This window comes from Rhodococcus aetherivorans, assembly GCF_025722975.1.
Lineage (GTDB): Bacteria > Actinomycetota > Actinomycetes > Mycobacteriales > Mycobacteriaceae > Rhodococcus > Rhodococcus aetherivorans.
On record NZ_CP106982.1, the window covers coordinates 3566885 to 3590692 of the forward strand.

Annotated in this window: 21 protein-coding genes; 4 read left to right on the top strand and 17 right to left on the bottom strand. The window is 73.2% G+C overall.

The features are described 5' to 3' along the window. Positions 1-254: 254 nt before the first annotated feature. The 4 genes from aroB to OCS65_RS16045 are packed head-to-tail and all read right to left on the bottom strand — an operon-like array spanning position 255 to position 3790. Positions 255-1364 (bottom strand): 3-dehydroquinate synthase, encoded by a 1110-nt coding sequence (gene aroB / locus OCS65_RS16030; RefSeq protein ID WP_006947002.1) that lies wholly within the window; start codon positions 1362-1364, stop codon positions 255-257. Continuing rightward, positions 1361-1945 carry a shikimate kinase gene (locus tag OCS65_RS16035; protein ID WP_006947003.1) on the bottom strand — a complete coding sequence of 195 codons (585 nt, stop codon included), beginning with the start codon at positions 1943-1945 and terminating at the stop codon, positions 1361-1363. The genes aroB and OCS65_RS16035 overlap by 4 nt, the downstream gene beginning before the upstream one ends. A 4-nt stretch (positions 1946-1949) precedes the next feature. Next, positions 1950-3137, bottom strand: coding sequence for a chorismate synthase (gene aroC / locus OCS65_RS16040; protein WP_006947004.1), 1188 nt, complete (start codon positions 3135-3137; stop codon positions 1950-1952). Positions 3138-3184: 47 nt separating this feature from the next. After that, positions 3185-3790, bottom strand: a complete 606-nt coding sequence (locus OCS65_RS16045; RefSeq protein ID WP_049904244.1) for a prepilin peptidase — start codon at positions 3788-3790, stop codon at positions 3185-3187. Between the two features lie 162 nt (positions 3791-3952). Here OCS65_RS16045 and OCS65_RS16050 point away from each other — a divergent pair, with 162 nt between their 5' ends. After that, the gene (locus OCS65_RS16050) at positions 3953-4327 is read left to right on the top strand and encodes a DUF1622 domain-containing protein (protein ID WP_006947006.1); all 375 of its coding nucleotides are present in this window, start codon (positions 3953-3955) and stop codon (positions 4325-4327) included. Here OCS65_RS16050 and OCS65_RS16055 read toward each other — a convergent pair. The 9 genes from OCS65_RS16055 to OCS65_RS16095 form a co-directional block, all read right to left on the bottom strand. After that, positions 4320-5546, bottom strand: a complete 1227-nt coding sequence (locus OCS65_RS16055; RefSeq protein WP_263507277.1) for an RNA polymerase sigma factor — start codon at positions 5544-5546, stop codon at positions 4320-4322. The two genes, OCS65_RS16050 and OCS65_RS16055, sit on opposite strands and share 8 nt — an antisense overlap. A 7-nt stretch (positions 5547-5553) precedes the next feature. Further along, positions 5554-5907: a YciI family protein gene (locus tag OCS65_RS16060; RefSeq protein WP_006947008.1), complete on the bottom strand. Its 354-nt coding sequence runs from the start codon at positions 5905-5907 to the stop codon at positions 5554-5556. 112 nt (positions 5908-6019) lie between these two features. Then, a complete protein-coding gene (locus OCS65_RS16065) occupies positions 6020-6361 on the bottom strand; it encodes an ArsR/SmtB family transcription factor (RefSeq protein WP_006947009.1) in 342 nt (113 codons plus the stop codon). Beyond that, positions 6354-6794, bottom strand: a complete 441-nt coding sequence (locus OCS65_RS16070) for an SRPBCC domain-containing protein (protein WP_006947010.1) — start codon at positions 6792-6794, stop codon at positions 6354-6356. The genes OCS65_RS16065 and OCS65_RS16070 overlap by 8 nt, the downstream gene beginning before the upstream one ends. 86 nt (positions 6795-6880) lie before the next feature. Next, entirely contained in the window at positions 6881-7714 is an 834-nt protein-coding gene (locus OCS65_RS16075; RefSeq protein WP_006947012.1) for a shikimate dehydrogenase, read from the bottom strand. Then, positions 7704-9497 (bottom strand): endolytic transglycosylase MltG, encoded by a 1794-nt coding sequence (gene mltG / locus OCS65_RS16080; RefSeq protein ID WP_263507281.1) that lies wholly within the window; start codon positions 9495-9497, stop codon positions 7704-7706. Before mltG ends, OCS65_RS16075 begins: the two co-directional genes overlap by 11 nt. After that, positions 9494-10018: a Holliday junction resolvase RuvX gene (gene ruvX / locus OCS65_RS16085; protein WP_170914086.1), complete on the bottom strand. Its 525-nt coding sequence runs from the start codon at positions 10016-10018 to the stop codon at positions 9494-9496. Before ruvX ends, mltG begins: the two co-directional genes overlap by 4 nt. Beyond that, positions 10018-12684 (bottom strand): alanine--tRNA ligase, encoded by a 2667-nt coding sequence (gene alaS, locus OCS65_RS16090; RefSeq protein WP_006947016.1) that lies wholly within the window; start codon positions 12682-12684, stop codon positions 10018-10020. Before alaS ends, ruvX begins: the two co-directional genes overlap by 1 nt. 225 nt (positions 12685-12909) lie before the next feature. Next, positions 12910-14319 (bottom strand): replication-associated recombination protein A, encoded by a 1410-nt coding sequence (locus OCS65_RS16095; RefSeq protein ID WP_168579617.1) that lies wholly within the window; start codon positions 14317-14319, stop codon positions 12910-12912. Between the two features lie 148 nt (positions 14320-14467). On the opposite strand from OCS65_RS16095, the gene OCS65_RS16100 reads away from it, so the two are divergent. The 3 genes from OCS65_RS16100 to OCS65_RS16110 all read left to right on the top strand — a co-directional run bounded on the left by OCS65_RS16100 (position 14468) and on the right by OCS65_RS16110 (position 17921). Continuing rightward, complete coding sequence (locus OCS65_RS16100; protein WP_231772915.1) at positions 14468-16114, top strand: alkaline phosphatase D family protein; 1647 nt, start codon at positions 14468-14470, stop codon at positions 16112-16114. Beyond that, positions 16111-17409 (top strand): alkaline phosphatase family protein, encoded by a 1299-nt coding sequence (locus tag OCS65_RS16105; RefSeq protein ID WP_029543571.1) that lies wholly within the window; start codon positions 16111-16113, stop codon positions 17407-17409. The genes OCS65_RS16100 and OCS65_RS16105 overlap by 4 nt, the downstream gene beginning before the upstream one ends. An 86-nt stretch (positions 17410-17495) precedes the next feature. Beyond that, positions 17496-17921: a CBS domain-containing protein gene (locus OCS65_RS16110; protein ID WP_029543569.1), complete on the top strand. Its 426-nt coding sequence runs from the start codon at positions 17496-17498 to the stop codon at positions 17919-17921. Between the two features lie 43 nt (positions 17922-17964). On the opposite strand, the gene OCS65_RS16115 is transcribed toward OCS65_RS16110, so the two are convergent. From OCS65_RS16115 to OCS65_RS16130, 4 genes are read right to left on the bottom strand one after another with little or no spacing between them, the layout of a single operon-like run. Continuing rightward, entirely contained in the window at positions 17965-19104 is a 1140-nt protein-coding gene (locus OCS65_RS16115; protein ID WP_080688626.1) for a kinase, read from the bottom strand. A gap of 35 nt (positions 19105-19139) precedes the next feature. Then, positions 19140-20165, bottom strand: coding sequence for a zinc-binding metallopeptidase family protein (locus OCS65_RS16120; RefSeq protein ID WP_006944841.1), 1026 nt, complete (start codon positions 20163-20165; stop codon positions 19140-19142). Then, positions 20158-21108, bottom strand: coding sequence for a transglutaminase family protein (locus OCS65_RS16125; protein WP_006944840.1), 951 nt, complete (start codon positions 21106-21108; stop codon positions 20158-20160). Before OCS65_RS16125 ends, OCS65_RS16120 begins: the two co-directional genes overlap by 8 nt. Then, positions 21105-23690 carry a circularly permuted type 2 ATP-grasp protein gene (locus OCS65_RS16130; RefSeq protein WP_102799126.1) on the bottom strand — a complete coding sequence of 862 codons (2586 nt, stop codon included), beginning with the start codon at positions 23688-23690 and terminating at the stop codon, positions 21105-21107. Before OCS65_RS16130 ends, OCS65_RS16125 begins: the two co-directional genes overlap by 4 nt. Positions 23691-23808: the final 118 nt, after the last annotated feature.

Here is a 23808-nt window from a genome sequence, read left to right on the forward strand (position 1 = left end):
GGGAATCGTACGGCCGGTACCACCCGGAAATCAACGAAGAGCCGAGGGCGAATCCGAACACGTTGCGGCGAAAAGTCTTTCATTTCCGTGGCTGCGGTCGGCCGTCCGGTGGGGCCGCGACCTTCGATTCGGAAAATTTTTTGATTCCGTCCAGTTCGAATTACCTCGGGGCCGAGTAGGCCGAGGGATCCCGGAAAAATGGAACGGGCCGGCGCACCCTTCGGTGCGCCGGCCCGTCGAGGGGGCTCAGCGGATCACAGGAGCACGGTCCCCGGGTCGGCGGTCCCCTCCCGCGCGACGGCCGAGTACGCCGCCGCGAGCAGCGACGGATCCGGTCCCTCGAGCCTGCCGGGCTTGGCGAGGCCGTCGAGGACGACGAACCGGAGCATGCCCGCGCGGTTCTTCTTGTCGGACTGCATGCCCTCGAGCAGCTGCGGGAAGGCGTCGGCGTCGTAGGTCGTGGGCAGCCCGACGAGCTCGAGGATGCTGCGGTGCCGGTCGGCGGTGGCGTCGTCCAGGCGCCCCGCGAGGCGGCCCAGCTCGGCGGCAAAGACCAGGCCGACGGCGACAGCGGCGCCGTGACGCCACCGGTAGCGTTCGCGCCGTTCGATGGCGTGCCCGAGGGTGTGCCCGTAGTTGAGGATCTCGCGCAGGCTCGACTCCTTGAGGTCCGCGGCGACGACCTTCGCCTTGACCTCGATCGAGCGTCGGATCAGTTCGGGCAGCACCGTTCCCGCCGGGTCGAGCGCGGCCTCCGGGTCGGCCTCGATCAGCTCGAGGATCTTCGGGTCGGCGATGAAGCCGGTCTTGACGACCTCGGCGAGGCCGGCGACGATCTCGTTGCGCGGCACCGTCTCGAGGGTCGCGAGATCGACGAGCACCGCGGACGGCTCGTGGAAGGCGCCGACGAGGTTCTTGCCTGCGTCGGTGTTGATGCCGGTCTTGCCGCCGACCGCGGCATCGACCATCGCGAGCAGCGTGGTGGGCACGTGCACGATCCGCACCCCGCGCATCCACGTCGCAGCGACGAACCCGGCCAGGTCGGTGGCCGCTCCCCCGCCGAGGCTGACGATCGCGTCGCTGCGGGTCAACCCGATGCGCCCGAGCACCTCCCAGCAGAATCCCGCGACGGCGAGGTCCTTGCCGTCTTCGGCGTCGGGGATCTCGACCCGGTGGGCGTCGATCCCCTTCTCCGCCAACGCGGTGCGCACCGCCTCGGCGGTCTCCGCGAGCGGCGGCTGGTGCAGGATCGCGACGGTGCGGGTGCCGGTGAGTTCGTCGACGAGCTCACCGAGCAGGCCTCGGCCGATGATCACCGGGTAGGGCTGGGCCGTCTGGACGTCGACGCGTACCGGTTCGGTCACGGTTGATTGCTCCGATTCTCTGTACTGGTCCCGCTGGCAGCGGACGGGTGGGCACCGGTGGCGGCCAGATCCGTCTGCGCCTCCAGTTTGGCAAGGACCTGCTGCACCACGCGGCCGGGGCTGCGCCCGTCGGTGCGAACCCGGATGGTGGCCGCCTGCCGGTACAGCGGGCGGCGCCGGCGCATCAGCTCCCGGTACTTCGCCGCGGGATCCGCCCCGGCGAGCAGCGGCCGCGTGGTGTTGGTCCCGGTGCGGCGCAGGCCCTCGGCGACGCTGATCTCGAGGTAGATCACCGTCCTCCCCTCGAGCAGGGCGCGGGTGCGCTCGGACAGGATCGCGCCGCCGCCGAGCGAGACGATCCCGTCGTGACGGGCGAGCGCGTCGGCCACCACCTCTTCCTCGATCCGCCGGAACGCCGGTTCGCCGTCGGTGCCGAAGATGTCCGGGATCGTGCGCCCGGTGGTGCGCTCGATCTCGGCGTCGGTATCGAGCAACGGCAGGTCGAGGGCTTGGGCGAGCCGGCGGCCGATGGTCGACTTGCCGGCCCCGGGCGGCCCGATCAGAACTGCGCGTGGCGTCATGTCGTCACCGTGGCACCCGGGCCGCGACGGCCTCGAGGTAGTTGCGGACGTTGGTGCGGGTCTCGTCGATCGAGTCGCCCCCGAACTTCTCGAGCGCGGCCTGCGCCACGACGAGCGCCACCATCGCCTCGGCCACGACGCCGGCCGCGGGCACGGCGCACACGTCGGAGCGCTGGTGGATCGCGACGGCCTCCTCGCCGGACGACATGTCGACGGTGGCGAGGGCGCGCGGCACCGTGGAGATGGGCTTCATCGCGGCCCGCACCCGCAGCGCCTCGCCGTTGGTCATGCCGCCCTCGAGGCCGCCGGCCCGGTTGGTCGAGCGGAGCACGCCGTCGGGGCCGGGCCGCATCTCGTCGTGGGCGACGCTGCCGCGGCGGCGGGCGGTCTCGAAGCCGTCGCCGACCTCGACGCCCTTGATGGCCTGGATGCCCATGAGGGCCGCGGCGAGCCGGGCGTCGAGCCGGTCGGCACCGCTGATGAACGAGCCGAGACCGACGGGCAAGCCGTGCACCACGACCTCGACGACACCGCCGAGGGTGTCACCGTCGCGCTTGGCGGCCTCGATCTCGGCGATCATCGACTCCTCGGCCGACTTGTCGAAGGCCCGCACCGGGCTGGCGTCGATGGCGGCGAGGTCGGCGCCGGTCGGCTCCACCCCCACGTAGGGTTCGGACGCGCCGATGGAGATCACATGCGAGACGACCTCGGCGCCGAACACCTGGCGCAGGAAGTTGCGGGCCACGGTGCCGGCGGCGACGCGGGCCGCAGTCTCCCGGGCGCTGGCGCGCTCGAGGACGGGCCGGGCGTCGTCGAAGCCGTACTTGAGCATGCCGGAGTAGTCGGCGTGGCCGGGTCGCGGACGGGTCAGCGGCGCGTTGCGGGCCTGCCCGGCGAGCAGTTCGGCGTCCACCGGGTCGGCGGACATGATGGTCTCCCACTTGGGCCACTCGGTGTTGCCGATCTCGATGGCCACCGGGCCGCCGAGGGTGTGGCCGTGCCGGACGCCGCCGAGGATGGTGACCTTGTCGGCCTCGAATTTCATGCGCGCGCCCCGGCCGTAGCCGAGGCGGCGCCGCGCCAGCTGCTCCGAGATGTCGCTCGACGTCACCTCGACACCGGCGACCATCCCCTCGAGCATCGCGACGAGGGCGGGACCATGGGACTCTCCAGCAGTTATCCAGCGCAGCACAATCCCATCCTTCCACGTGCACCGCCACCGGCAGGACGCCGCCCCGGTCAACCCGCCGCCAGGACCGCGGCGACGGCCGCCGCGCACATCGACGGCCCGTGCGGCAGCACCACACCGCGCGGGCGGCGATGTGCCCGTACCCAACCCGCGCCGACGACGACGGCGCCCGCCGCGGCGGTGAGCAGCGGTGGCAGCAGGGCCGCCGTCGTCCACGCGGCCGCGCCGTTCGCGCCCGCGGCCGCCCCCAGCCCGGCGGCGAGCTTCACATCGCCCGCGCCGAGACTCCGCGGGGCGGCCAGGTGAGCGAGCAGGTACGGCCCGGCCAGCAGGACCGCCCCGGCGAGCGCGGGGGCCGCGTGTCCCGCTCCTGCGGCGACCGCGAGGACGACGGCGGCGCCCGGCACCGTCAGGACGTTCGGCAGCCGCCGCGCCGACAGGTCGGCCGCGCTCAGGCACACACACCACCAGATCAGCGCCGCGACGGCGGCCGCACCCGGTGCCGTGGCGGTGGCGAGCACGGCCACGGCGCCGCCGGCCGCGGCGGCGGCCTCACACACCCCGCGCGGTGGGTGGCGCCCGGCGAGGCGGGCGACGAGGCGGTGCGCGCCGGCACCGGCCGCGGCGCCGAGCACGGCGAACAGCAATACGGTCATGGCGGCAGCGTGCCGCGCGCGCGGCGCCGGCACGGCGATCTCGCCGCCCGCAGGCGGAATCTGTGGATAACCGGTCCGGGTGTGGACAACCGGTTGCCGGGACGGATCGAGCCGGACCTGCGAACATGACCGAATCGTCCCGTCCGCACCCCGGAGGTTCGCATGGAGCTGTCCCGCGTGCTCGAGACCGTCGGCGGCGCCGTCGACGTGGTCGGGGTGGCGGTGATCGTCGTCGGTGCGGCGGTGGCGAGCTGGGTCGCCGTGCGGTCCTGGCGCCGCTCCGCCGCCGCACCGATCTACGAACGCTATCGGCGCGATCTCGGGCGGTCGATCCTGCTCGGTCTCGAATTCCTGGTGGCCGCGGACATCATCAAGACGGTCGCCGTCACCCCCACCTTCACCTCGGTAGGGGTACTGGCGGTCATCGTCCTCATCCGGACCTTCTTGAGCTGGTCCCTGCAGCTCGAGATCTCCGGCCGGTGGCCGTGGCAGAACGGCAGGACCGGGCCGCCGGCGGAGGAGTCGCCGGTCAGCTGAGCTCGGCGCGACGGCGCTGCAGAAAGCCGCGCTCGGCGGCGTTGGCGGTCCGCGCGAGCGCCGCGTCGTACGCCGCGGTGGCCTCCGGGATGCGGCCGAGCCGGCGGAGCAGGTCGGCGCGCACCGCGTGGAACAGGTGGTAGCGGTCCAGGTCGAGGGCGTCGACGAGGGCGAGACCCGCGGCGGGGCCGTCGACCTCGGCCACCGCGACTGCCCGGTGCAGGGCGGCGACCGGGGTGGGTGCGACGACGAGCAGCTGATCGTAGAGCGCGACGACCTGCCGCCAGTCGGTCGTCTCGACCGTGGCGGCATCGCCGTGGACGGCGGCTATCGCGGCCTGGATCTGGTACGGGCCGGGCCGCCCGAGCCGCAGGCAGCGCCGGACGAGGGCCTGTCCCTCGGCGATCCGGTCGCGGTCCCACAGCCCGCGGTCCTGCTCGGCGAGGGGCACCAGATTCCCGGCGGCGTTCGTGCGGGCCGGTCGTCGCGCGTCGGCGAGCAGCAGCAGCGCGAGCAGGCCCAGTACCTCGGGTTCGTCGGGCATGAGCTCGGCCAGCAGGCGGGCGAGCCGGATCGCCTCGGTGCACAGGTCGTCGCGGACCAGCCGGTCCCCACCGGCCGCGGTGTGCCCCTCGGTGAAGACGAGATAGACGACGGCGAGCACGGAGCCGAGGCGGGCGGGTAGCTCACCGGGGTCCGGAACGCGGTACGGGATGCGGGCGTCGCGGATCTTGCCCTTGGCGCGCACCAGCCGCTGCGCCATGGTCGTCTCCGGGACGAGGAAGGCCCGGGCGATCTCGGCCGTGGTCAGGCCGCCGAGCAACCGCAGCGTGAGGGCGACGCGGGCGGCGGGCGCCAGCGCGGGATGGCAACACGTGAAGATCAGGCGCAGCCGGTCGTCGGGCACGACGGTCTCCTCGCCGTCGACGGCGGTGTCCCCGGATTCGTGCAGCTGGGCGGCGTCGGCGTGCTTGCCGGCGCGGGCCTTCTCCCGGCGGATCCGGTCGATCGCGCGGCGCCGGGCGGTGGTGACGATCCACCCGGCCGGGCTCGGCGGCAGCCCGTCGACCGGCCACCGGGCGACGGCGACGGCGAACGCGTCCTGCACGGATTCCTCGGCCAGGTCGATGTCCCCGAAGGCGCGGACGAGCGCGGCGACCGCACGGCCGTGTTCGGCGCGGAACACGCGCGCGATCTCCGCGTCCGTCACCTCGGGCACGGGCGTGTCACCCGCAGTGCCCGCCCTGCAGCGGCCGCACCTCGATCGGCAGCGTGATCGCGCGGGCGAGCTTGCGGCCCCACTCCAGGGCGGCGTCGAGGTCGGGCGCTTCGATCACGGTGAACCCGCCGATGTGTTCCTTGCCCTCGAGGTACGGGCCGTCGGTGGTGAGGATGCCGTCGCCCGCGAGCCGGAGCACGGTGGCGGTGCTCGGGGGGTGCAGTCCCCCGGCGAACACCCAGACGCCGGCGGCACGCATCTCGGCATCGACGGCCTCGACGTCGCGCATGATCGGGTCGAGGAACTCCGGCGGCGGCGGGTCACCGTCGGGCTGGTAGATGCTCAGCAGGTACTGGGTCATGGCCGATCCTCCTCGCGGTGGCGGTCCCCGGCCCGGTGCCGGTGATCCAACCTGTACACGAACGGCCGGCGGGTGGATCGACATCCGGCGCGGAATTTTCTTCCTCCGCCGGTCAGCGGGAGGGCCGGCCCTCTTCGGCGGCGCGTTTCACCGCCCCGAGACGGCGGTCCCAGGCGTCGGCCAGCTCGGCGAGCCACCGGGCCGAGCCGTCCAGGGTCTCGGGGCGCGGGGTGTAGAGCACCTCCCGGCCGGCGCGGGCGGCGTCGACCAGGCCCGCGGTCTCGAGGATCTGGAGTTGCTTGACCACCGCCTGGCGCGAGACCGGGACCCGCCCGGCGAGCGTGGTGGCGCTGGCCCTCCCCAGTTCGGCGAGCGTGCCGAGGATGAGCCGGCGGGTCGGGTCGGCCAGCGCCGCGAGCACCGCGCCGACGGCGGAATCGGCGGGATCAGGCACTCTCGACGTCCCGTTTGGCGATGTCGAGCTGCTGCCGCCAGCCGTCGGTGTTGCCCTCGAACGCCCCGCGGCGCTGTGCCGGGGTCCCGTCCAGGGCGCCGAACCCGCTCTCGACGACGCGCAGGACGGTGCCGCCGCCCACCTCGGTGAGGAAGAACTCGACGAGGGTGGCGGCGCCGTCACGGGGCGGCTCGTCGATCACCGCCGAGCAGCGGTACGCGAGGTACCGGGGCTCATCGGACGCCACCCGGTACATCGGGAACTTCCCGTACCGCGGGTCGTGGACGACGATCAGGTCGCCGTCGGTGGTCACGGTGTGCCCGGAACGGTCGCCGTCGCCGATCCACCAGCCGGGCCGGGCGACGAGCTGCCACACCCGAGCGGCGGGCGCCTCGATGCGGATCTCCCGTTCGATGCGGTCCGGCGTGTCCATGGGAACCTCCTCGTCCGATGACATGCAACTTCATGGTTGCACCTACCCGGACGATGTGCAACCGGACGGTAGCACCTACCGGTGGTTCAGCCGGCGACGGCCACCGCCATCGCCTCCCGCGGGGCCGGCCGGCCGGTGAACTGCTCGACCTGGCCGAACGCCTGGTGCAGCAGCATCTGCAGGCCACCCACGACGACCGAGCCGTGCGCCGCGGCGGCCTCGGCGAGCGGCGTGGGCCACGGGTCGTAGATCGCGTCGAGGACGAACGGCGCGCGGCCGAGCTGCTGCGCGTAGGGCGCGGCCGCCGCCGCCGGCACGGTGCTCACCAGCGCGCCCGCGGACGCGCACACCTCCCCGAGTTCCGGGGCGTCGAACGGCAGCCAGCGCGGCTTCATGCCCACCGCCTCGGCACAGTCGAACGTCTCGGCGGCCCGGAGCTCGCTGCGGGCGACGACGGTCACCGACGTGACCCCGAGCTCGGCGAGCCCCACGAGGGCCGGGCGCGCCGTCCCCCCGGCCCCGACCACCACCGCCGAGGCGCCGGTCAGATCCCCGACGCCGGCGGCGCGCAGCGCGCCGGTGACGCCGTCGACGTCGGTACAGTCGGCCCGCCAGCCGTCCGCGGTCCGCACCAGGGTGTTGGCCGAGCCGATCAGCACCGCCCGGTCGGTACGCTCGGTGGCGAACTCGAGCGCCGCGAACTTGCCGGGCATCGTCACCGACACCCCGACCCACTCGGGGCCGAGCCCGGCCACCAGCGCCGGCAGCTGCTCGCCGGTGCATTCGATGCGCTCGTACGTCCAGTCCGTCAGCCCCAGCGCCCGGTAGGCCGCCAGGTGCAACAGCGGGGACTTCGAATGCGCGATGGGGCTGCCGAGGACCGCGGCCTTGCGGCCGCCGGTCACGATGTCATCTGCCACTGTCGAGGATTCCGCTTTCCAGAGCCTGCTGCGTATTCGTCAGGTGTTCGTCGTAGCTGTTGGTGAACAGGGTCGTGCCCTGGGCGTCGATGGTCACGAAGTACGTCCAGTCCCCCGCCTCCGGGTTCTCCACGGCCTGCAGCGCCTCGATGCTCGGCGACGAGATCGGCGTGGCGGGCAGTCCGGGGCTCGCGTACGTGTTCCAGGGGGTGACCTGCGCCCGGTCGGCGTCGGTGGTCGCCAGCTCGGTTTCGTCGAGGGCATAGTTGACCGTCGAGTCGAACTGCAGCGGCTGCCCGATCTTCAGGCGGTTGAGAATCACCCGCGCGACCTTCGCGAAGTCGTCCGGCAGCGCCTCGCGTTCCACGAGGGACGCGGCGACGAGCATCTCGTACGGGGTCAGCCCGACCTTCGCCGCGGCCTGGGTGATGCCGGTCTCGTCGTAGCGCTGCGCGCTGGTGGAGACGAGGTACCGCAGGATCTCGGCGGCCCCGGCACTGGGGTCGAAGTCCCAGCGGCCCGCCGCGATGAGCCCCTCGAGCTGACGGTTGCGGTCGGGCACGTTCGCGACCGCGCCCCGCGCCCATTCCGGCACGCCGAGCGCGGCGAGGTCGGTGCTCGCGCCGGCCGCGTCGAGCTCCTCGTACGTCAGGCAGGTGCGCTGCCCGTCGCGGTCGAGGCAGCTGGCCTCCGCGATGAGGGTGTAGATGCCCTTGCGCACCGCGCCGGTGTTGACGTCGCGGATGTCGTGCAACTGCCGGCCCTCGGAGATCACCACCGCCCCCACCCGGTTCGCGGGGTCGACCAGGGCGGCGACGGCCTCGCGGGCGGGAAGCCGGCTGGCGATCGAGTAGAAGCCCGGCTGCAGCGAGTTCATGCCGGGGTCCTGGACGGCGGCGTTGTAGAAGGCATCGGAGCTGGCGACGATGTCCGCCTCCTTGAAGGCGGCGCCGATCTGCTCGGCGGTGTCGCCCGGGTGCACCTGCACCACGACGGCGGGACCGCCCGCACCGGTGTAGTCGGGCGGCAGGTCCGGGCCGGTGAATTTCTGGTAGGCGAAGAATCCGCCGCCGAGGAGCAGGACCAGCACGGCCGCGACGGCGAGGATCCCGACGATCCGGCCGCGGGTGCGGCGGGCCCGGGCCGAGCGGGCGTGGGCCCGGCGGGCCGGGGACACCCCGACGGTTTCGGGGGCGGCGCGGTCGGCGGAGTCGGTCCAGTCCCGCCCTGCGGCCGGCGTCTCGGCGTATCCGCGGGGGTCGTCGTCCACCGCGGCGTAGCCGAACTGGTCGTAGCCCGCCTCGTCGTAGGCCGGCCGCTGCTCGTAGTCGTCGTACCGGTAGGCCCCCGGCTCGGGGTCGTACCCGTCGTGGTCGCGGGGGTCGTAGTCCCGGGGCTCGTAGCCCTGCGTCTCGTAGGCCCGGGCCTCGAAGGTGTCGTGGCCCGGGCCGTCGGTGGGAGTCCGGCCGTGGGGATCGAGGTCCTGCCGGTCGTGGCGGGGGTCGGGCTGCGACGGGGCGCCGGGGGCGTAGTCGTCGAGCCGGTAGACGTGCTCGGTGGTCGGCGCGTCGTCGAAGGGATGTCCGGCGGCCGGATGCGGTGGGTGCTCGTATCGGTAGCCGTCCCCGGCCGGGGCCGGCGGCTCCGGGACGTCGGGCCCCGGAGAACCGTGCCGCGGCCGGTACCACTCGTCCTGCTGCGCGGGTCCGAAGCCGGAGCGCCCCCCGGGGAAGTCGGGGTCCGCCCCGGTGGACTCGTCGTCCGGCCGCCCGTGCCGGCTCACTGCCCGCTCCCCGGCTTGCCGTCCTCGGCCACGTTCACAACTGCACTCCGCTCGTCCAACCAACCCTGCAAGATGGCGACGGCGGCGGCCTGGTCGATCACCGGCCGCGCACCGCGCGCGCTGACTCCGCTCTCGCGGAGCGCCCGCGCCGCAGTGACCGTCGTGAATCGTTCGTCGGCCATCCGCACAGGGATCCCGGTCAGGCGCCGGCGCAGCCGCCCCGCGAAATCACGGGCCAGTTTCGCGGCCTTGCCGGGCTCCCCGCGCAGGGTCTGCGGCAGTCCGACGATAACCTCCACGGCCTCGTACTCCGTGACGATGTCCACAATGCGCCGGATATCCGGCGCGTCGGACCCGCGTTCCTTCGAGCGGGGCACGGTCTCGACCGGAGTGGCCAGGATGCCGTCAGGGTCGGACGAGGCGACCCCGATTCGGACACTTCCGACATCGATGCCGATGCGGCGGCCGCGGCCGGGGTCGTCGACGCCCGGACGGTCGGGACCGGCGAAGTCGGCCACGATCAGCCGGCCAGCTCGCTCAGCCGGGCCCGGAACGCGGTCAGCGCCGCAGGGATCCCGGCCGGATCGGATCCGGATCCCTGCGCCATGTCGGGCTTGCCGCCGCCGCGGCCACCGATGGCGGGCCCGAAGCTCGACACCAGGTCGCCGGCCTTGATGCCCCTCGCCTGGGCCGCCTTGGTGGTGGCGACGACGAACGGCACCTTGCCGTCGGCGGAACCGAGCAGCAGCACCACGGCGGGCTCGCTGCCGAGCCGGCCGCGGACGTCGGAGGCGAGGCTGCGCAGGTCGTTCCCGGCCACGCCCTCGGGGGCGGTCTCGGCGACGACGAGAAGATCCCCGGTGCGCTGCGCCTTCTCGGCGAAGGTGCCGGCCGAGGCGAGCACCGCGGCGGCGCGGGTGCGTTCGAGCTCCTTCTCGGCCACCTTCAGCCGCTCGATCAGGGATTCGACCCGTGCGGGCACCTCCTCGGAGGGCACCTTCAGCGTCGAGGAGAGACCCGCGAGCAGCGCCCGCTCCTTGGCCAGGTGCCGGTACGAGTCCAGGCCGACGTACGCCTCGACGCGGCGCACGCCCGAACCGACGGACTGCTCGCCGAGCAGGGTGACGGTGCCGACGTGGGAGGAGTGCTCGACGTGGGTGCCGCCGCACAGCTCCATCGAGAACGGGCCGCCGATCTCCACGACGCGGACCTCGTCGCCGTAGTTCTCGCCGAAGAGCGCCATCGCGCCCATCTTCTTGGCCTTGTCCAGGTCCGTGACGAAGGTGTTCACCGGGTAGTTCGCGGCGACGGCCTCGTTGGTGACGGCCTCGATGTCGGTCTTCTGCTGCTCGCTGAGCGCGCCGGGCCAGGAGAAGTCGAACCGCAGGTAGCCCGGCTTGTTCAGCGAGCCGGCCTGCACGGCGTTGGGGCCGAGGACCTCACGCAGCGCGGCGTGGACCAGGTGGGTACCCGAGTGGCCCTGGGTGGCGCCCTTGCGCCAGGACGGGTCGACCTGCACGAGCACGGCGTCGCCCTCGGTGACCTGTCCCTCGAGCACGGTCACCTTGTGCACCCACAGCTGCTTGGCGATCTTCTGGACGTCGTTGACCTTGATGCGCAGGCCGCCGGCGGTGATGGTGCCGACGTCGGCGATCTGGCCGCCGGACTCGGCGTAGAGGGGGCTGCGGTCGAGGATCAGCTCGACGTCCTGGCCGGCCTGCGCCGCGTGCAGCCGCTCGCCGCCGGTGATGACGGCCAGCACCGTCGCCTCGGTCACCAGCTCGGTGAAGCCGGTGAACTCGGTGGGGCCGCGGTCGAGCAGCTCCTTGTAGACGGTCAGGTCGGCGTGGGCGTGCTTGCGGGCGCGGGCGTCGTCCTTCGCGCGCTGGCGCTGCTCGGCCATGAGGGAACGGAACCCGTCCTCGTCGACGGTCAGGCCCGCCTCGGAGGCCATCTCCAGCGTCAGATCGATGGGGAACCCGTAGGTGTCGTGCAAGGTGAAGGCCTCGGTGCCGCCGAGGACGGACCTGCCCTGCGCCTTCGCGGTCTCGACCGCACCCTCGAACAGCTTGCTGCCGGTGCCCAGGGTCTTGAGGAACGCGGTCTCCTCGCCGACGGCGACGGTCTCGATGCGCGAGTAGTCCGTGGCCAGTTCCGGGTAGGACGGGCTCATGGTGTCGCGCACGACGGCCATGAACTCGGCCATCGTCGGCGTGTCGGCGCCGAGCAGCCGGGCCGAGCGCACGATCCGGCGCAGCAGGCGGCGCAGCACGTAGCCACGACCGTCGTTGCCGGGGTTGACGCCGTCGACGATGAGCATCGCGGCGGTGCGGGCGTGGTCGGCGATGACGCGGAACCGCACGTCGGAGGCGTGGTCGGCGCCGTAGACACTGCCGGTCAGCTCGGCGGCCTTGTCGATGACCGGGCGCAGCAGGTCGGTCTCGTAGACGTTCTCGACGCCCTGGAGCAGGAACGCGACGCGCTCGACGCCCATGCCGGTGTCGATGTTCTTCTTCGGCAGCGGCCCGAGGATCGGGTAGCCCTCCTTGGCGCCGCCCTCACCGCGCTCGTTCTGCATGAACACGAGATTCCAGATCTCGATGTAGCGGTCCTCGTCGGCCTCCGGACCGCCCGGGGCGCCGTACTCGGGGCCGCGGTCGTAGAAGATCTCCGAGCAGGGGCCACACGGGCCGGGGATGCCCATGGACCAGTAGTTGTCCTTCATGCCGCGACGCTGGATGCGCTCGGCGGGGACACCGATCTTGTCGTGCCAGATCGAGTACGCCTCGTCGTCGTCCAGATACACCGTCGCCCAGAGCTTCTCGGGATCGATGCCGTAGCCGCCGTCCTCGACGGGGCTGGTCAGCAGCGACCACGCATGGCCTATCGCCTCTTCCTTGAAGTAGTCGCCGAACGAGAAGTTGCCCGCCATCTGGAAGAACGTGTTGTGCCGGGTGGTGATGCCCACCTCCTCGATGTCGAGGGTGCGCACGCACTTCTGCACCGATGTCGCGGTGCTGAACGGCGGGGTCTGCTGGCCGAGGAAGTAGGGCACGAACGGGACCATGCCGGCGTTGACGAACAGCAGGTTCGGGTCGGCGAGGATCAGCGACGCGCTGGGCACCTCGGTGTGGCCGGCCTTCACGAAGTGGTCGAGAAAGCGCCTGCGGATCTCGTGGGTCTGCACGTCGATGGTCCTCTTTGTCTGACGGTGTGGGCTGCCGAACCCGCGCGGGCACGGCGAATCGGCCATCGTTCAGCTTATCGCGCGGGCGACGGTGGCCGTTCTCGCCACCCGCGCCGCTCCGTCCCCCGCCGGGGGGGCGAGCGAATGTATCGTTCACCTCCGTAGTCCGACGGCATGGTTCATTCGCTCGGCGCCTGCCGCGCGACCTGCGGCGCACGCGGTGCCCTACCGTTCGCCGCGCACGATCCGTCGCAGCTTGGGCACCCGCTGCGCCAGCTCGCGCTCGGCGCCGTGGCCGGTCGGGGTGTAGTAGTCGACGCCGACGAGTTCGTCCGGCGCGTACTGCTGCGCCAGCACGCCGTCGGGGTGGTCGTGCGGGTAGCGGTAGCCGACGGCGTTACCGAGCTTCTGGGCGCCGGCGTAGTGACCGTCGCGCAGATGCGCCGGCACCGACCCGGACCGGCCGGCCTTGACGTCGGCGATCGCGGCGCCGAGCGCGGCGGTCACCGCACCCGACTTGGGCGCGGTCGCGATGTGGATGGTGGCCTGCGCCAGGGCGAGCTGCGCCTCGGGCATGCCGACGAGCTGCACGACCTGCGCGGCCGCCGTCGCGGTCTGCAGCGCGGTGGGATCGGCCATGCCGACCTCCTCGCTGGCCTGGATCATCAGCCGCCGCGCGATGAACCGCGGGTCCTCCCCCGCCACGATCATCCGCGCGAGATAGTGCAGCGCCGCGTCGACGTCGGAGCCGCGCAGCGACTTGATGAACGCGCTCGCGACGTCGTAGTGCTGGTCGCCGTCGCGGTCGTAGCGCACCGCGGCCTTGTCGATGCTCGACTCGACGGTCGGCAGGTCGATCGTCGCGCCCGTACCGCCGCGGTCGAGCGCGGTCTCGGCCGCCGCCTCGAGCGCGGTCAGCGCGCGACGTGCGTCTCCGCCCGCGAGGCGCACCAGGTGGTCGAGCGCGTCGTCGGTGATCTCCACACCGCCGCCGAGACCGCGTTCGTCGGTGCGGGCCCGCTCGAGCAGGGCCCGGATGTCGTCCGGGCCCAGCGGCTGCAGCTGCAGCACCAGCGAGCGGGACAGCAGCGGGGCGACGACGGAGAACGACGGATTCTCGGTGGTGGCCGCCACGAGCAGCACGATCCGGTTCTCCACCGCGGCGAGCAGCGCGTCCTGCTGGGTCTTGGAGAAGCGGTGCACCTCGTCGATGAAGAGCACGGTCTGTTCACCGGCGCCCAGGCGGCGACGGGCCAGGTCGATCACGGCCCGCACGTCCTTGACGCCGGCCGACAGCGCGGACAGCGCCTCGAAGCGGCGGCCGGTGGCACCGGAGATGAGGGAGGCCAGGGTGGTCTTGCCGGTCCCCGGCGGGCCGTAGAGCACGACGGACGCGGCGCCGGAGCCCTCGACGAGGCGGCGCAGCGGCGCACCGGGGGCGAGCAGGTGCTGCTGGCCGACGACTTCGCTCAGGTCGGCCGGGCGCATCCGCGCGGCGAGCGGCGCGTTCGGTCCGGCACCGCGGGACGGGCGCGACGCCGGTGGTACGGGTGCGGGGTCGGGCTCGGTCGGGCGGGGGGTCTCGAACAGGGCGTCCGGTCCGGCTGGTTCCTCCGCTCCGAAGAAGGTGCTCACCCCACGACGCTACCGTCCCGGCCCGACGGCGGGTCGGGCCGACGGCGCGTGAACCGGCCGTGAACGTTCGGGACATTCCGTCGCGGTACTTGCTCATCGCGGGGGACGCTGGTCTGATCGTCCGGTGCCTCCCACCGAAACCCGTGTCGTGTCGCGACGGACCGCGCTGCGCGCGGGCGGCGTCGCCCTCGGCGCCGCGGCCCTGGCGGCCGTCTCCGTCTCCCCCGCCGCGGCGGAGAGCGTCGTGTTCGCGCACGGCGTGGCCTCCGGCGATCCCCTACCCGACCGGGTGATCCTGTGGACCCGCATCACGCCCGCCCCGGACGCCGTGCCCGGTTCCGGCCTCGGCGCCGCGACGACGGTCCGCTGGGAGATCGCCACCGACGGCGACCTCCGCGACGTGGTGGCCTCGGGGTCCGTGACGACGTCCCCCGCGTCCGACCACACGGTCAAGGTCGATGCGACGGGCCTCGAGCCGGACACCGCCTACTTCTACCGCTTCACCGCCGGAGACGCGGCCTCCCCGGTCGGCCGGACCCGCACCGCGCCCGGGCCGGGGGCCGAGCTGAACCGGCTACGGTTCGCGGTGGTGTCGTGCTCGAACTGGGAGGCCGGGTTCTTCGGCGTCTACCGGCACCTGGCGGCGCGCCCGGACCTCGACGCCGTCGTGCACCTCGGCGACTACCTGTACGAGTACGGCACGGGCGAATACGCCTCCGGCGGCAACCGGGTGGTGCGCCCGCACGACCCACGGCACGAAATCGTCACCCTCGCCGACTACCGGATCCGGCACGGCCAGTACAAGAGCGATCCCGATCTGCAGCGGCTGCACGCGCTGCTGCCGTGGATCGTGGTGTGGGACGACCACGAGAGCGCCAACGACGCGTGGTCCGGCGGCGCCCAGAACCACGACCCCGCCGTCGAGGGAGCCTGGGCGGAGCGACGGGCCGCGGCCCTGCAGGCCTACCTGGAGTGGCAGCCCCTCCGGCCGGGCGGCACCGCCGACGCGCCCCGGCTGTACCGGCGGCTGCAGTTCGGGGACCTGGCCGAGCTGTCGATGCTGGATCTGCGCAGCTATCGCACCGAGCAGGTGCACGGGCGCCGCATCGACGACCCGGCGCGCACCATCACCGGCGCGGAGCAGATGGCGTGGCTGACCGCGGGCGTGACGAGTTCGGGCACGCGATGGCAGCTCATCGGGAACCCGGTGATGATCGCCCCGGTGCTGCTGCCGCCCCTGGACGAGCGGACCACGGCGGCGCTGACCGCCGTCGCGGGGCTCCCCGCGGCGGGGGCACCGTTCAACGTCGACCAGTGGGACGGCTATCCCGCCGACCGGCGACGGCTGCTCGACGCGATTCGTGCCTCCGGCCGCGACGTGGTGTTCCTCACCGGCGACATCCACTCGTCGTGGGCCGCCGACATCCCCGTCGACGCCGCGAACTACCCCGGCGCGGGCACCGTGGCCACCGAACTGGTGGTGCCGTCGGTGACCTCGGCGAACATCGACGAGATGCTGGGCGTCGCGCCCCGCACCGTCACCCCGTCGATCGAGGCGGCGGTGCTGGCGACGAACCACCACATCCGGTACGTCGAACTGGACTCGCACGGCTTCGGTGTCCTCGACGTGACACCCGACGCGGTGCAGATGGACTGGCTGTACGTGCTCGATCCGACCGACCCGGGCACCGGCGTGCGGTACGGCACGAGCCGGCGGGTCGCCGCCGGCACGCCACGGCTGGAGCCGGCGGCCGCGCTCGATCCGGGTGCGCACGGCCGGCAGGCCCGGCCGTGACGCCACCCGCCGGAGCGATCGATCGGCGCACGATGCTCGCCGGCACGGCCGTGCTGGCCGGCGCGGCCCTGATCGGCACGGCTCCGGCCCTGATCGGCACGGCTCCGGCCCGGGCGGCGACGCCGTCGGCGCTGCTCCCGGACGCGGACGTGCACGTCCTCGTCGTCGACGGGATGCGCCCGGACGAGCTCGCGCCGGGTCTCACGCCGCATCTGCTCGCGCTCGCCGACGCCGGCACCCGGTACACCGCGGCCCGGGCGATCTCGGTGGCCGAGACGCTGCCGAACCACGCGGCGATGATGACCGGTGTGCTGCCGCACCGCTCCGGCGTGCCCGCCAACTCGATCTTCGACCCGGTGCTCGGCCGCACCCGGGACCTCGACCGGCCGACCGACCTGCGCGCCGGGACGGTGCTCGACCGGCTGCCCCGCGAGCTGGGGCTGACGACCGCGAGCGTGCTGTCCAAGCGGTACCTGCACGGCCTGTTCGGCGGCCGCGCGTCGGTGGCGTGGGATCCGGTGCCGCTGCTGCCGCTCACCGAACACGCGCCGGACCGCTTCACGGTCGACGCGCTGATCTCCGTGGTGGAGGAGCGGTCGCCGCGGTTCACGTTCACCAACCTCGGCGACGTGGACCGCGTCGGGCACCTGGACGTGCTCGGCGCGTCGCTGCGGCTCGCGCGTACCGCGGCGCTGCGCTCGGCGGACGAGCAGGTGGCCCGGTTCGTGGAGTTCCTGCGCGCGACGGGACGGTGGGAACGGTCGGTGCTGATCGTGCTGGCCGACCACGGGATGGACTGGTCGGCGCCGGACCAGCTGATCGGCCTCGTCGACGTGCTCGGCGCCGACCCGCTGCTCGCCGGATCGGTGCGCACCGCCCAGAACGGCGGTGCGAACCTGCTGTACTGGGTCGGCGATCCGGCGGCCCGGGTGGACGCGGTGGCGCGGATGCGGGAGGTCGCCGCCGCCGTCCCGGGCGTGGCCGCACTGTACGCGGGTGCGGATCTGGGTCTCGGCGCCGCCGCGGGTGATCTGGTGGCGTTGTGCGACGCGGGGTGGCGGTTCTCCGATCCGAGCCCGTTGTCGAATCCGATTCCGGGCAATCACGGTCACGCCGCGACCGTCGAGATCCCGTTCTTCGTCGCCGGCGGGCATGCGAGTATCCGCCGCGGCCTCACCGTCGCCGACCCCGTGCGCACCCTCGACGTCGCCCCGACGGTCGCGGCGCTGTTCGGGCTGGCCGGGCCGGCGGGCGGCTGGGACGGCCGCGCGGCAACGCACGCCTTCGCCGGGTGAGCCCGATGCCTCCGCAGCCCTTCCGCCGGTCGCCGTCGCGCGTGACAATGGAAGTGCAGTAACCGTTTTCAACGGAGGAGGCAGTGATGACCACTGCACGCGACATCATGCACCGCGACGCGGTCTGCATCGGCGAACACGACACCCTCGAGACCGCGGCCCAGCGGATGCGGGAACTGGACATCGGCGCGTTGCCGATCTGCGGCGACGACGACCGGCTCCACGGCATCATCACCGACCGCGACATCGTGCTCGAGTGCGTCGCCGCGGGCGGCGACCCGAGTTCCATGACGGCCGGTGAGCTCGCCCAGGGCAAGCCCTACGTGGTCGACGCGGACGCGGACATCGACCGGGTCCTGACGATGATGGAGGAACACCGCATCCGCAGGCTGCCGGTGGTCGAGGAGCATCGGCTGATCGGCATGATCAGCGAGGCCGACCTGGCCACGCATCTGCCCGAGTCGGAGGTGGGCCGGTTCGTCGAGGCCATCTGCGCACGTACCGCGCCGTAGGCGGGCCGGGCATACCGCGCGTGACGGCCCGGGCGTAGCGCGGTCAGTCGCCGACGCGCTGCTCGAGACGTTCGAGGACGTCTCGGGCATGCCCGGCGACGTCGTCGTGTCCGGTGTCGGCGGCGTAGTCGGCGAGCAGCGACCAGCGGCTGCGCAGCGCGTCGGACCACGGCACGGACAGGTGGTGGTCCCGCACCGCCGCGATGCGGGCATGGTCCTCGGGGACGAACAGATAGGTGCTCAGCCACACCCACGCGAGCTGCGCGTCGAGCAGCCGCTCGGCGAGCACCTCGTCGAAGCCGAGCGAGGGCCACATGCCCACCACCTCGGCCCGCCACGCGTCGGCCATCGCGCGGGCCCGCTCGAGCGTGAGCGGCGCCTTGCACAGGCACGCCGGGAAGGAGGTCAGGGCGTAGGCGATGTCGAGGGTGGCGTCGCGGAAGCCGCCCCACTCGTAGTCGAGGAACTGCACGCCCTCGTCGCCGACGACGATGTTGTCCGGGCACAGGTCCGAGGGGCTGAAGGCCCGGAACCGGCCGGCGGTGAACAGCTTCGCGGCCCGCTCGGCGCGGTCGATCACGCTCTGCGGCACCTCGAGGCCGAACTCGGTGGCGAAGCGGTCGGGCACGACGCGCAGCGCGCCGGTGGCCTGCTCGACGACGGCGTCGGCGAAGTGCGCCACCTCGGCACGGCGCAGCAGGGCGGCGAAATCCTCCTCGCGCCCGACGGTCGCGGCATGCATCCGGCCGAGGGCCTGGGCGAACGCCATGAGGGTGTTGGTGACGGTGTCGGTGTCGTCGCTGCGCAGCAGCGTGGCGATCGGGGTGGCGTCGCCGAGGTCGCTGAGCACCAGCAGCCGCGACTCGAAGTCGTAGGCCAGCAGTTCGGCGCCCGGCCGGTCGTCCTTGGCCAGGGCGGTGGCGAACTGGTAGGACACCGCCTCGCGCAGGAACGCGACCTCGTCGTCGGTGGCGGCGCCACGGAAGCCCACCCGCCGTTCGGCGCGCGGGGGCACCTGCTTGAGCACCAGGGTGCGCGGCAGGGAGAACGGGTTCGCCGCGACCCGCACGCGCAGAACCACCGAGCGGCCACTGCCGCCGAGATCCACCGGATCGGCCAAGGTCACGGGTGCGCCGGTGCGCCGGGTCAGCAGCTTTTCGGCCGCCTCCACCACTTCCGACATGGGCTCCGCCAATGTTGCAGTCATCGTCTGACAATCTACCCGGTTCGGGCGACGATCAGTTCGTGCACGAACCGCATCTTGACCAAAACGGGCGGGGGTAGCACGAACGGATACAGATCGGTGTGACCCATCGACCGGTTGACCATGTTCAGCGACCAGGCCAGCGGCAGCCAGCGCTCGAGGAGTTTGTCGAAGCCGGCCGGGCCGGGCTGGGGGCGGTCCAGGGCGGCGCCGGCGGGTGCGAACCCGAACCCGGCGGCGGTGTCCAGCGCGTCCCGCATGTGCAGATAGTGCGCGAACGTCTCGGCCCAGTCCTCGGCCGGATGCATCGTCGCGTACGAGGAGACGAACTCGTCCTCCCACCCGTCGGGTGCTCCCTCGGAGTAGTGCCGGTCCAGCGCCGCCTGGTAGTCCGCGTCGGGATCGCCGAACAGCGCCTCGAACCGGGCCCGCACGGCGGGGGTGGCGATCAGGACCATCTGGTAGTAGTGCCCGATCTCGTGCCGGAAGTGGCCCAGCAGGGTGCGGTACGGCTCGCCCATCTCGATCCGCAGCTGCTCACGGTGCACGTCGTCGCCCTCGGCGAGATCGAGGGAGATCACTCCCGACGCGTGTCCGGTGAGGACCTGCTCGTCGCGGCTCGACAGCAGGTCGAACGCGAGGCCGGTGTCCGGGTCGGTGTCGCGGCCGGTGAGCGGCAGGCCGAGTTCGGTGAGTTCGACGATCAGCCGGCGCTTGGCGGCCTCGGCGTCGGCGAACGCGGCCAGCGCGTCGGTGTCGTCGTCGGCCGGGCGGGTGCGGGTGAGCCGGCACGACCGGCACAGGCCGGGCTCGTCGCGGCCGACGATCCAGTTGCAGCGGGCCAGGTGCAGGTTGTCGCACAGCCGGTAGCGGCGGGCCGGCACCGCACCGGAGGCCGGACCGTCGGCGTCGTCCTCGGGCAGGATCGCGACCATCGAGACGGTGCCGAGGTCGAAGCCGATTGCGCTGCCGCAGCGCAGGCAGACCGAGTTCTCGAAGGTCAGTTGCTGCCCGCACATCGGGCACGAGAAGTCACGCATCGGCCGCTCCTGTCGGTTCGGGGTCGGTGCGGTCGCCGCCGGTGGGCGCGAGCGGAGCCACGTCGACGGACACGTCGATGGTGCTGTCCTTGGCTTCGGTGTAGATCACCCCGCGCAGCGGCGGCACGTCGGCGTAGTCGCGGCCCCACGCGACGGTGGTGTACCGCTCGTCCACGAACTGGTCGTTGGTCGGGTCGAAGGCGAGCCACGTGTCGCCGGGCAGCCACACCGCCGCCCAGGCGTGCGTCGCGTCGACGCCCACCATGCGTTCGCGTCCGGGGGGCGGATCGGTGGCGAGGTAGCCGGACACGTAGCGGGCGGCGAGGCCGTGCGCGCGCAGGCAGGCGAGGGCCAGGCGCGCGAAGTCCTGGCACACGCCGGAGCGCGCGACCAGGACCTCGGCGACGCGCGTGGACACCGACGTCGATCCGGAGTGGTAGGCGAAGTCGGTGAAGATGCGGTGGGTGAGTTCGGCGATCGCCTCGACCAGCGGCCGGCCCGGAGGGAAGGTGGGCGCGGCGTAGGCGAGTACCTCGGCGTCGACCTCGGGCGGGTCGAGGTCCAGAACGAAGTCGGTGGCCAGGGCGCCGGCCGTGCCGACCGGCCGCGCCGACTCCCACGGCGCGACGGCGGGACCGGCGACCAGCCGCGCCGGATCCGGCGGGGTCACCGTCACCTCGGACTCCGCGGTGACGACGAGCGTGTCGTGGGGCTCGGCGACGTGGAAGTAGACGTCGCGGTTGCCCCACAGGTCCGCCCCCACCGACGTGTCGGCCGGGGCGGGGTCGACGGTGACGCTGCTCGAGACGACCCGCTGGTTGTCGGTGTCGCGGGGCAGCAGGTAGCCGCGGCCGTACGAGGAGGTCACCACGCCGGAGTACCGGTAGGTGGTGCGATGCACGATGCGGTACCGGCGCCGGGCGGGGTCGAGCGGATCGGTCACGGCAGGGTCCTCCGCTGGGCGCCGCCCCACAGCGGCCGGGTGCCGCCGGGCAGCGACAGCGGCCCGCGCAGCAGCTGCTCGGCCAGCTGCTCGAGTCCGGTGTGGACGGCCGCGAGGAGATCGGCGAGCTCGCGGCGGACGCCGTCGGTGGCGGTCTCGAGGTCGACCGGGTCCACCCGGCGCAGCCGGGTCAGCAGCTCGTCGGCGAGGCGTTCGGGCCGGGTCGAGCCGGAGGCGTCGGGCAGCGCCCGCAAGTTCTCGCGCAGGCGTTCGAGCACCCACGCCAGCGAGCGGGGGTTGGTGGTGTCGAGCAGCAGCAGCTGCGCGACGGCGGCCGGGCGCACCCGGTGGTTGCGGCGGCGGTAGGTCACCGAGCTCTCCGCGGCGCCGAGCACCGTCTCCATCAGCGCCCGGTCGGTGGCGGCGTCGCGGGCGACGGTGAGGGTGGTCGCCAGCAGGGTGGTCAGCGACAGCGCCCGCTCGATCCGCTTGCCGAGGTCCATCACGTGCCAGCCCAGGTCACGGACCATCGATTCGGCCCCGAGCCCGGACAGGGCGAGCATCCCGGCGAGGACGGCGGACTGGGTGGCGCCGAGCAGGGAGCCGTCGTCGTCGGGGTCCTCGGTGAGCGCGTCGAGGGCGCGCTGGACGTCGGCGAGCACGGCCCACGTGTCGTTGGAGAGCTGGTCGCGCACGGCCCGGGCCGCCTGGTCGAGTCCGGCGAACGATTGGGCGAGCGAGCCGAGCCGTTCCGGATCGACGGTCATGGAGCGGAATTCCGCTGTGGCGGAGTGGTAGTCGTCCATGACGTCGGCACCGGTGTGCTGCGCCGCGATCGCCGGTCCGGGGGCCGCGGCGGTGAGCGCCGACAGCAGCACGGGCAGGCACTCGCTGCCCGGCAGCCAGGGCCGGAAGCGGTAGTCCTGGTAGCGCTCGCGGACCGCGACGAGCAGGCGGGCGGTGTCCTCGGCACGCTCGCCGTAGCGGCCCAGCCAGAACAGGTCGTTGAGCACCCGAGGCGAGGCGACGACGTCGACGGGGGGCACGGCGAAGGTGGACACCTCGTCCCCGGCCGGAACGCCTGTCGCGCCGGTGGTGGCCGTGGGCGCGGCGGTGCGCACCCACACGTCCTTGGCGACGACGCGCATCGGCGGCCGCGTGCGCGGCGTCGCGCCCGGGACGACGATCTCGCCGAGCCCACCGGGCATGGGGGTGAATCCGACCCGCTGGGCGACGGTGAACAGTCGGACGCCGACCGGCGCGGCACCGAGCCCGCCGGAGATTCCGGACAGCGACGGGACGTACGAGTGGTCGGGAATCTCCTGGCCGACCCACCGCCCCGGCTGCGCTCGCACCTGGGCGAGCAGACCCTCGCGCTGCTGCGCGTCTAGGCTGCCGACCATCACCGACCGGGCGGTGACCGCCGACCGCAGCACCAGCTGCTCGAACCTCTCCGTCAGCGCCGCGACCCCGGCCGGGGTGCCGCCCCAGTATGCGGGGACCGGCTCGAGCAGCAGGTCCTCGTCGAGCAGGGCCCGGCACAGCGACGGCAGGAACTCCGCCAGGGCCGGATTCTCGAGCACCCCGCTGCCGAGGGTGTTGACGACGGTGACGGCGCCGCGCCGCACCACCTCCACGAGCCCGACCACGCCGAGCCGCGAGTCCGGCCGCAGGTCGAGCGGGTCCGCGTAGGCGGCGTCGACGCGGCGTAGCACGACGTCGACGCGGGTGAGCGAGCCGAGCGAGCGCATCCACAACCGGCCCTCGCGCACCACCAGGTCGGCGGCCTCGACCAGCGGGAACCCGAGGACGCCCGCGATGTGGGCCTGATCGAAGGCGGTCTCCGAGTGTGCGCCCGGGCCGAGGACGACCACCACCGGGTCCTCCGCGCCGGCGGGTGCGGCCTCGCGCAGCGCGAGGCGCATCGCCTCGACGAACGGCGACAGCGGCCGTGGGTTCGTCGCCTGGTACAGGTCGGGCATGGCGCGTGCCGTCACCCGCCGGTCGGCGAGGGCGTACCCGGCGCCGGACGGGGCCTGGGTGTGGTCCCGCACCACCCGGAACCGGCCGTCGCGGGCACGGGCGACGTCGATTGCGTGGACGAACAGCTGGTGCGGCCCGGGGAGCGAGAGCCCGTGCGCGGCCCGCACGTAGCCGCGATGGCCGAACACCAGTTGCGGGGGCAGCAGTCCCTCCCGGAGCGTGCGCATCGGCCCGTACAGGTCGGCGAGCAGCGTGTCGAGCAGCCGTGAGCGCTGCAGCAGACCCTGCTCGAGGGTGCCCCAATCGTCGGCGGAGAGGACGAACGGCACCCCGTCGAGTTCCCACCGGTGCGGCGCGGCCGGACCGGTCTCCTCGGTGCGGGCGTCGACGGGGGTGTATGTGATGCCGTGGTTGTCGACGAGCCGGCGCACCCGCTGCCGGTAGCGGGCCAGCGCCTGGGGGCCACGTGCCTGCAACCCCTCCGCCAGTTCGGCCCAGTGCTCGCGGACGTCGCCCGCGGGGTCGAAGAGTTCGTCGAATTCCGGTCCGCGGTGGGCGTACCGCGCTCGCAGCGACTGTGTGGCGACCATGTCGGTCATGCCGTTGCCGCCCTCTCCGTCCGTCCGGCGCCTGCTGTCACTGTGCCAGGCCGTGCCCCGCCGTGCGCGCTGCCCTCTGACACCGCGGCGGCACCGGCCCGTGGGCAGGCGCCGCCGA

Excerpts from the sequence above, each read along its gene's own strand:
- OCS65_RS16035 (WP_006947003.1), bottom strand. The coding sequence starts at position 1,945 with ATGACGCCACGCGCAGTTCTGATCGGGCCGCCCGGGGCCGGCAAGTCG.
- OCS65_RS16045 (WP_049904244.1), bottom strand. The coding sequence starts at position 3,790 with ATGACCGTATTGCTGTTCGCCGTGCTCGGCGCCGCGGCCGGTGCCGGC.
- OCS65_RS16050 (WP_006947006.1), top strand. The coding sequence starts at position 3,953 with ATGGAGCTGTCCCGCGTGCTCGAGACCGTCGGCGGCGCCGTCGACGTG.
- OCS65_RS16060 (WP_006947008.1), bottom strand. The coding sequence starts at position 5,907 with ATGACCCAGTACCTGCTGAGCATCTACCAGCCCGACGGTGACCCGCCG.
- OCS65_RS16070 (WP_006947010.1), bottom strand. The coding sequence starts at position 6,794 with ATGGACACGCCGGACCGCATCGAACGGGAGATCCGCATCGAGGCGCCC.
- OCS65_RS16110 (WP_029543569.1), top strand. The coding sequence starts at position 17,496 with ATGACCACTGCACGCGACATCATGCACCGCGACGCGGTCTGCATCGGC.
- OCS65_RS16115 (WP_080688626.1), bottom strand. The coding sequence starts at position 19,104 with ATGTCGGAAGTGGTGGAGGCGGCCGAAAAGCTGCTGACCCGGCGCACC.
- OCS65_RS16120 (WP_006944841.1), bottom strand. The coding sequence starts at position 20,165 with ATGCGTGACTTCTCGTGCCCGATGTGCGGGCAGCAACTGACCTTCGAG.
- OCS65_RS16130 (WP_102799126.1), bottom strand. The coding sequence starts at position 23,690 with ATGACCGACATGGTCGCCACACAGTCGCTGCGAGCGCGGTACGCCCAC.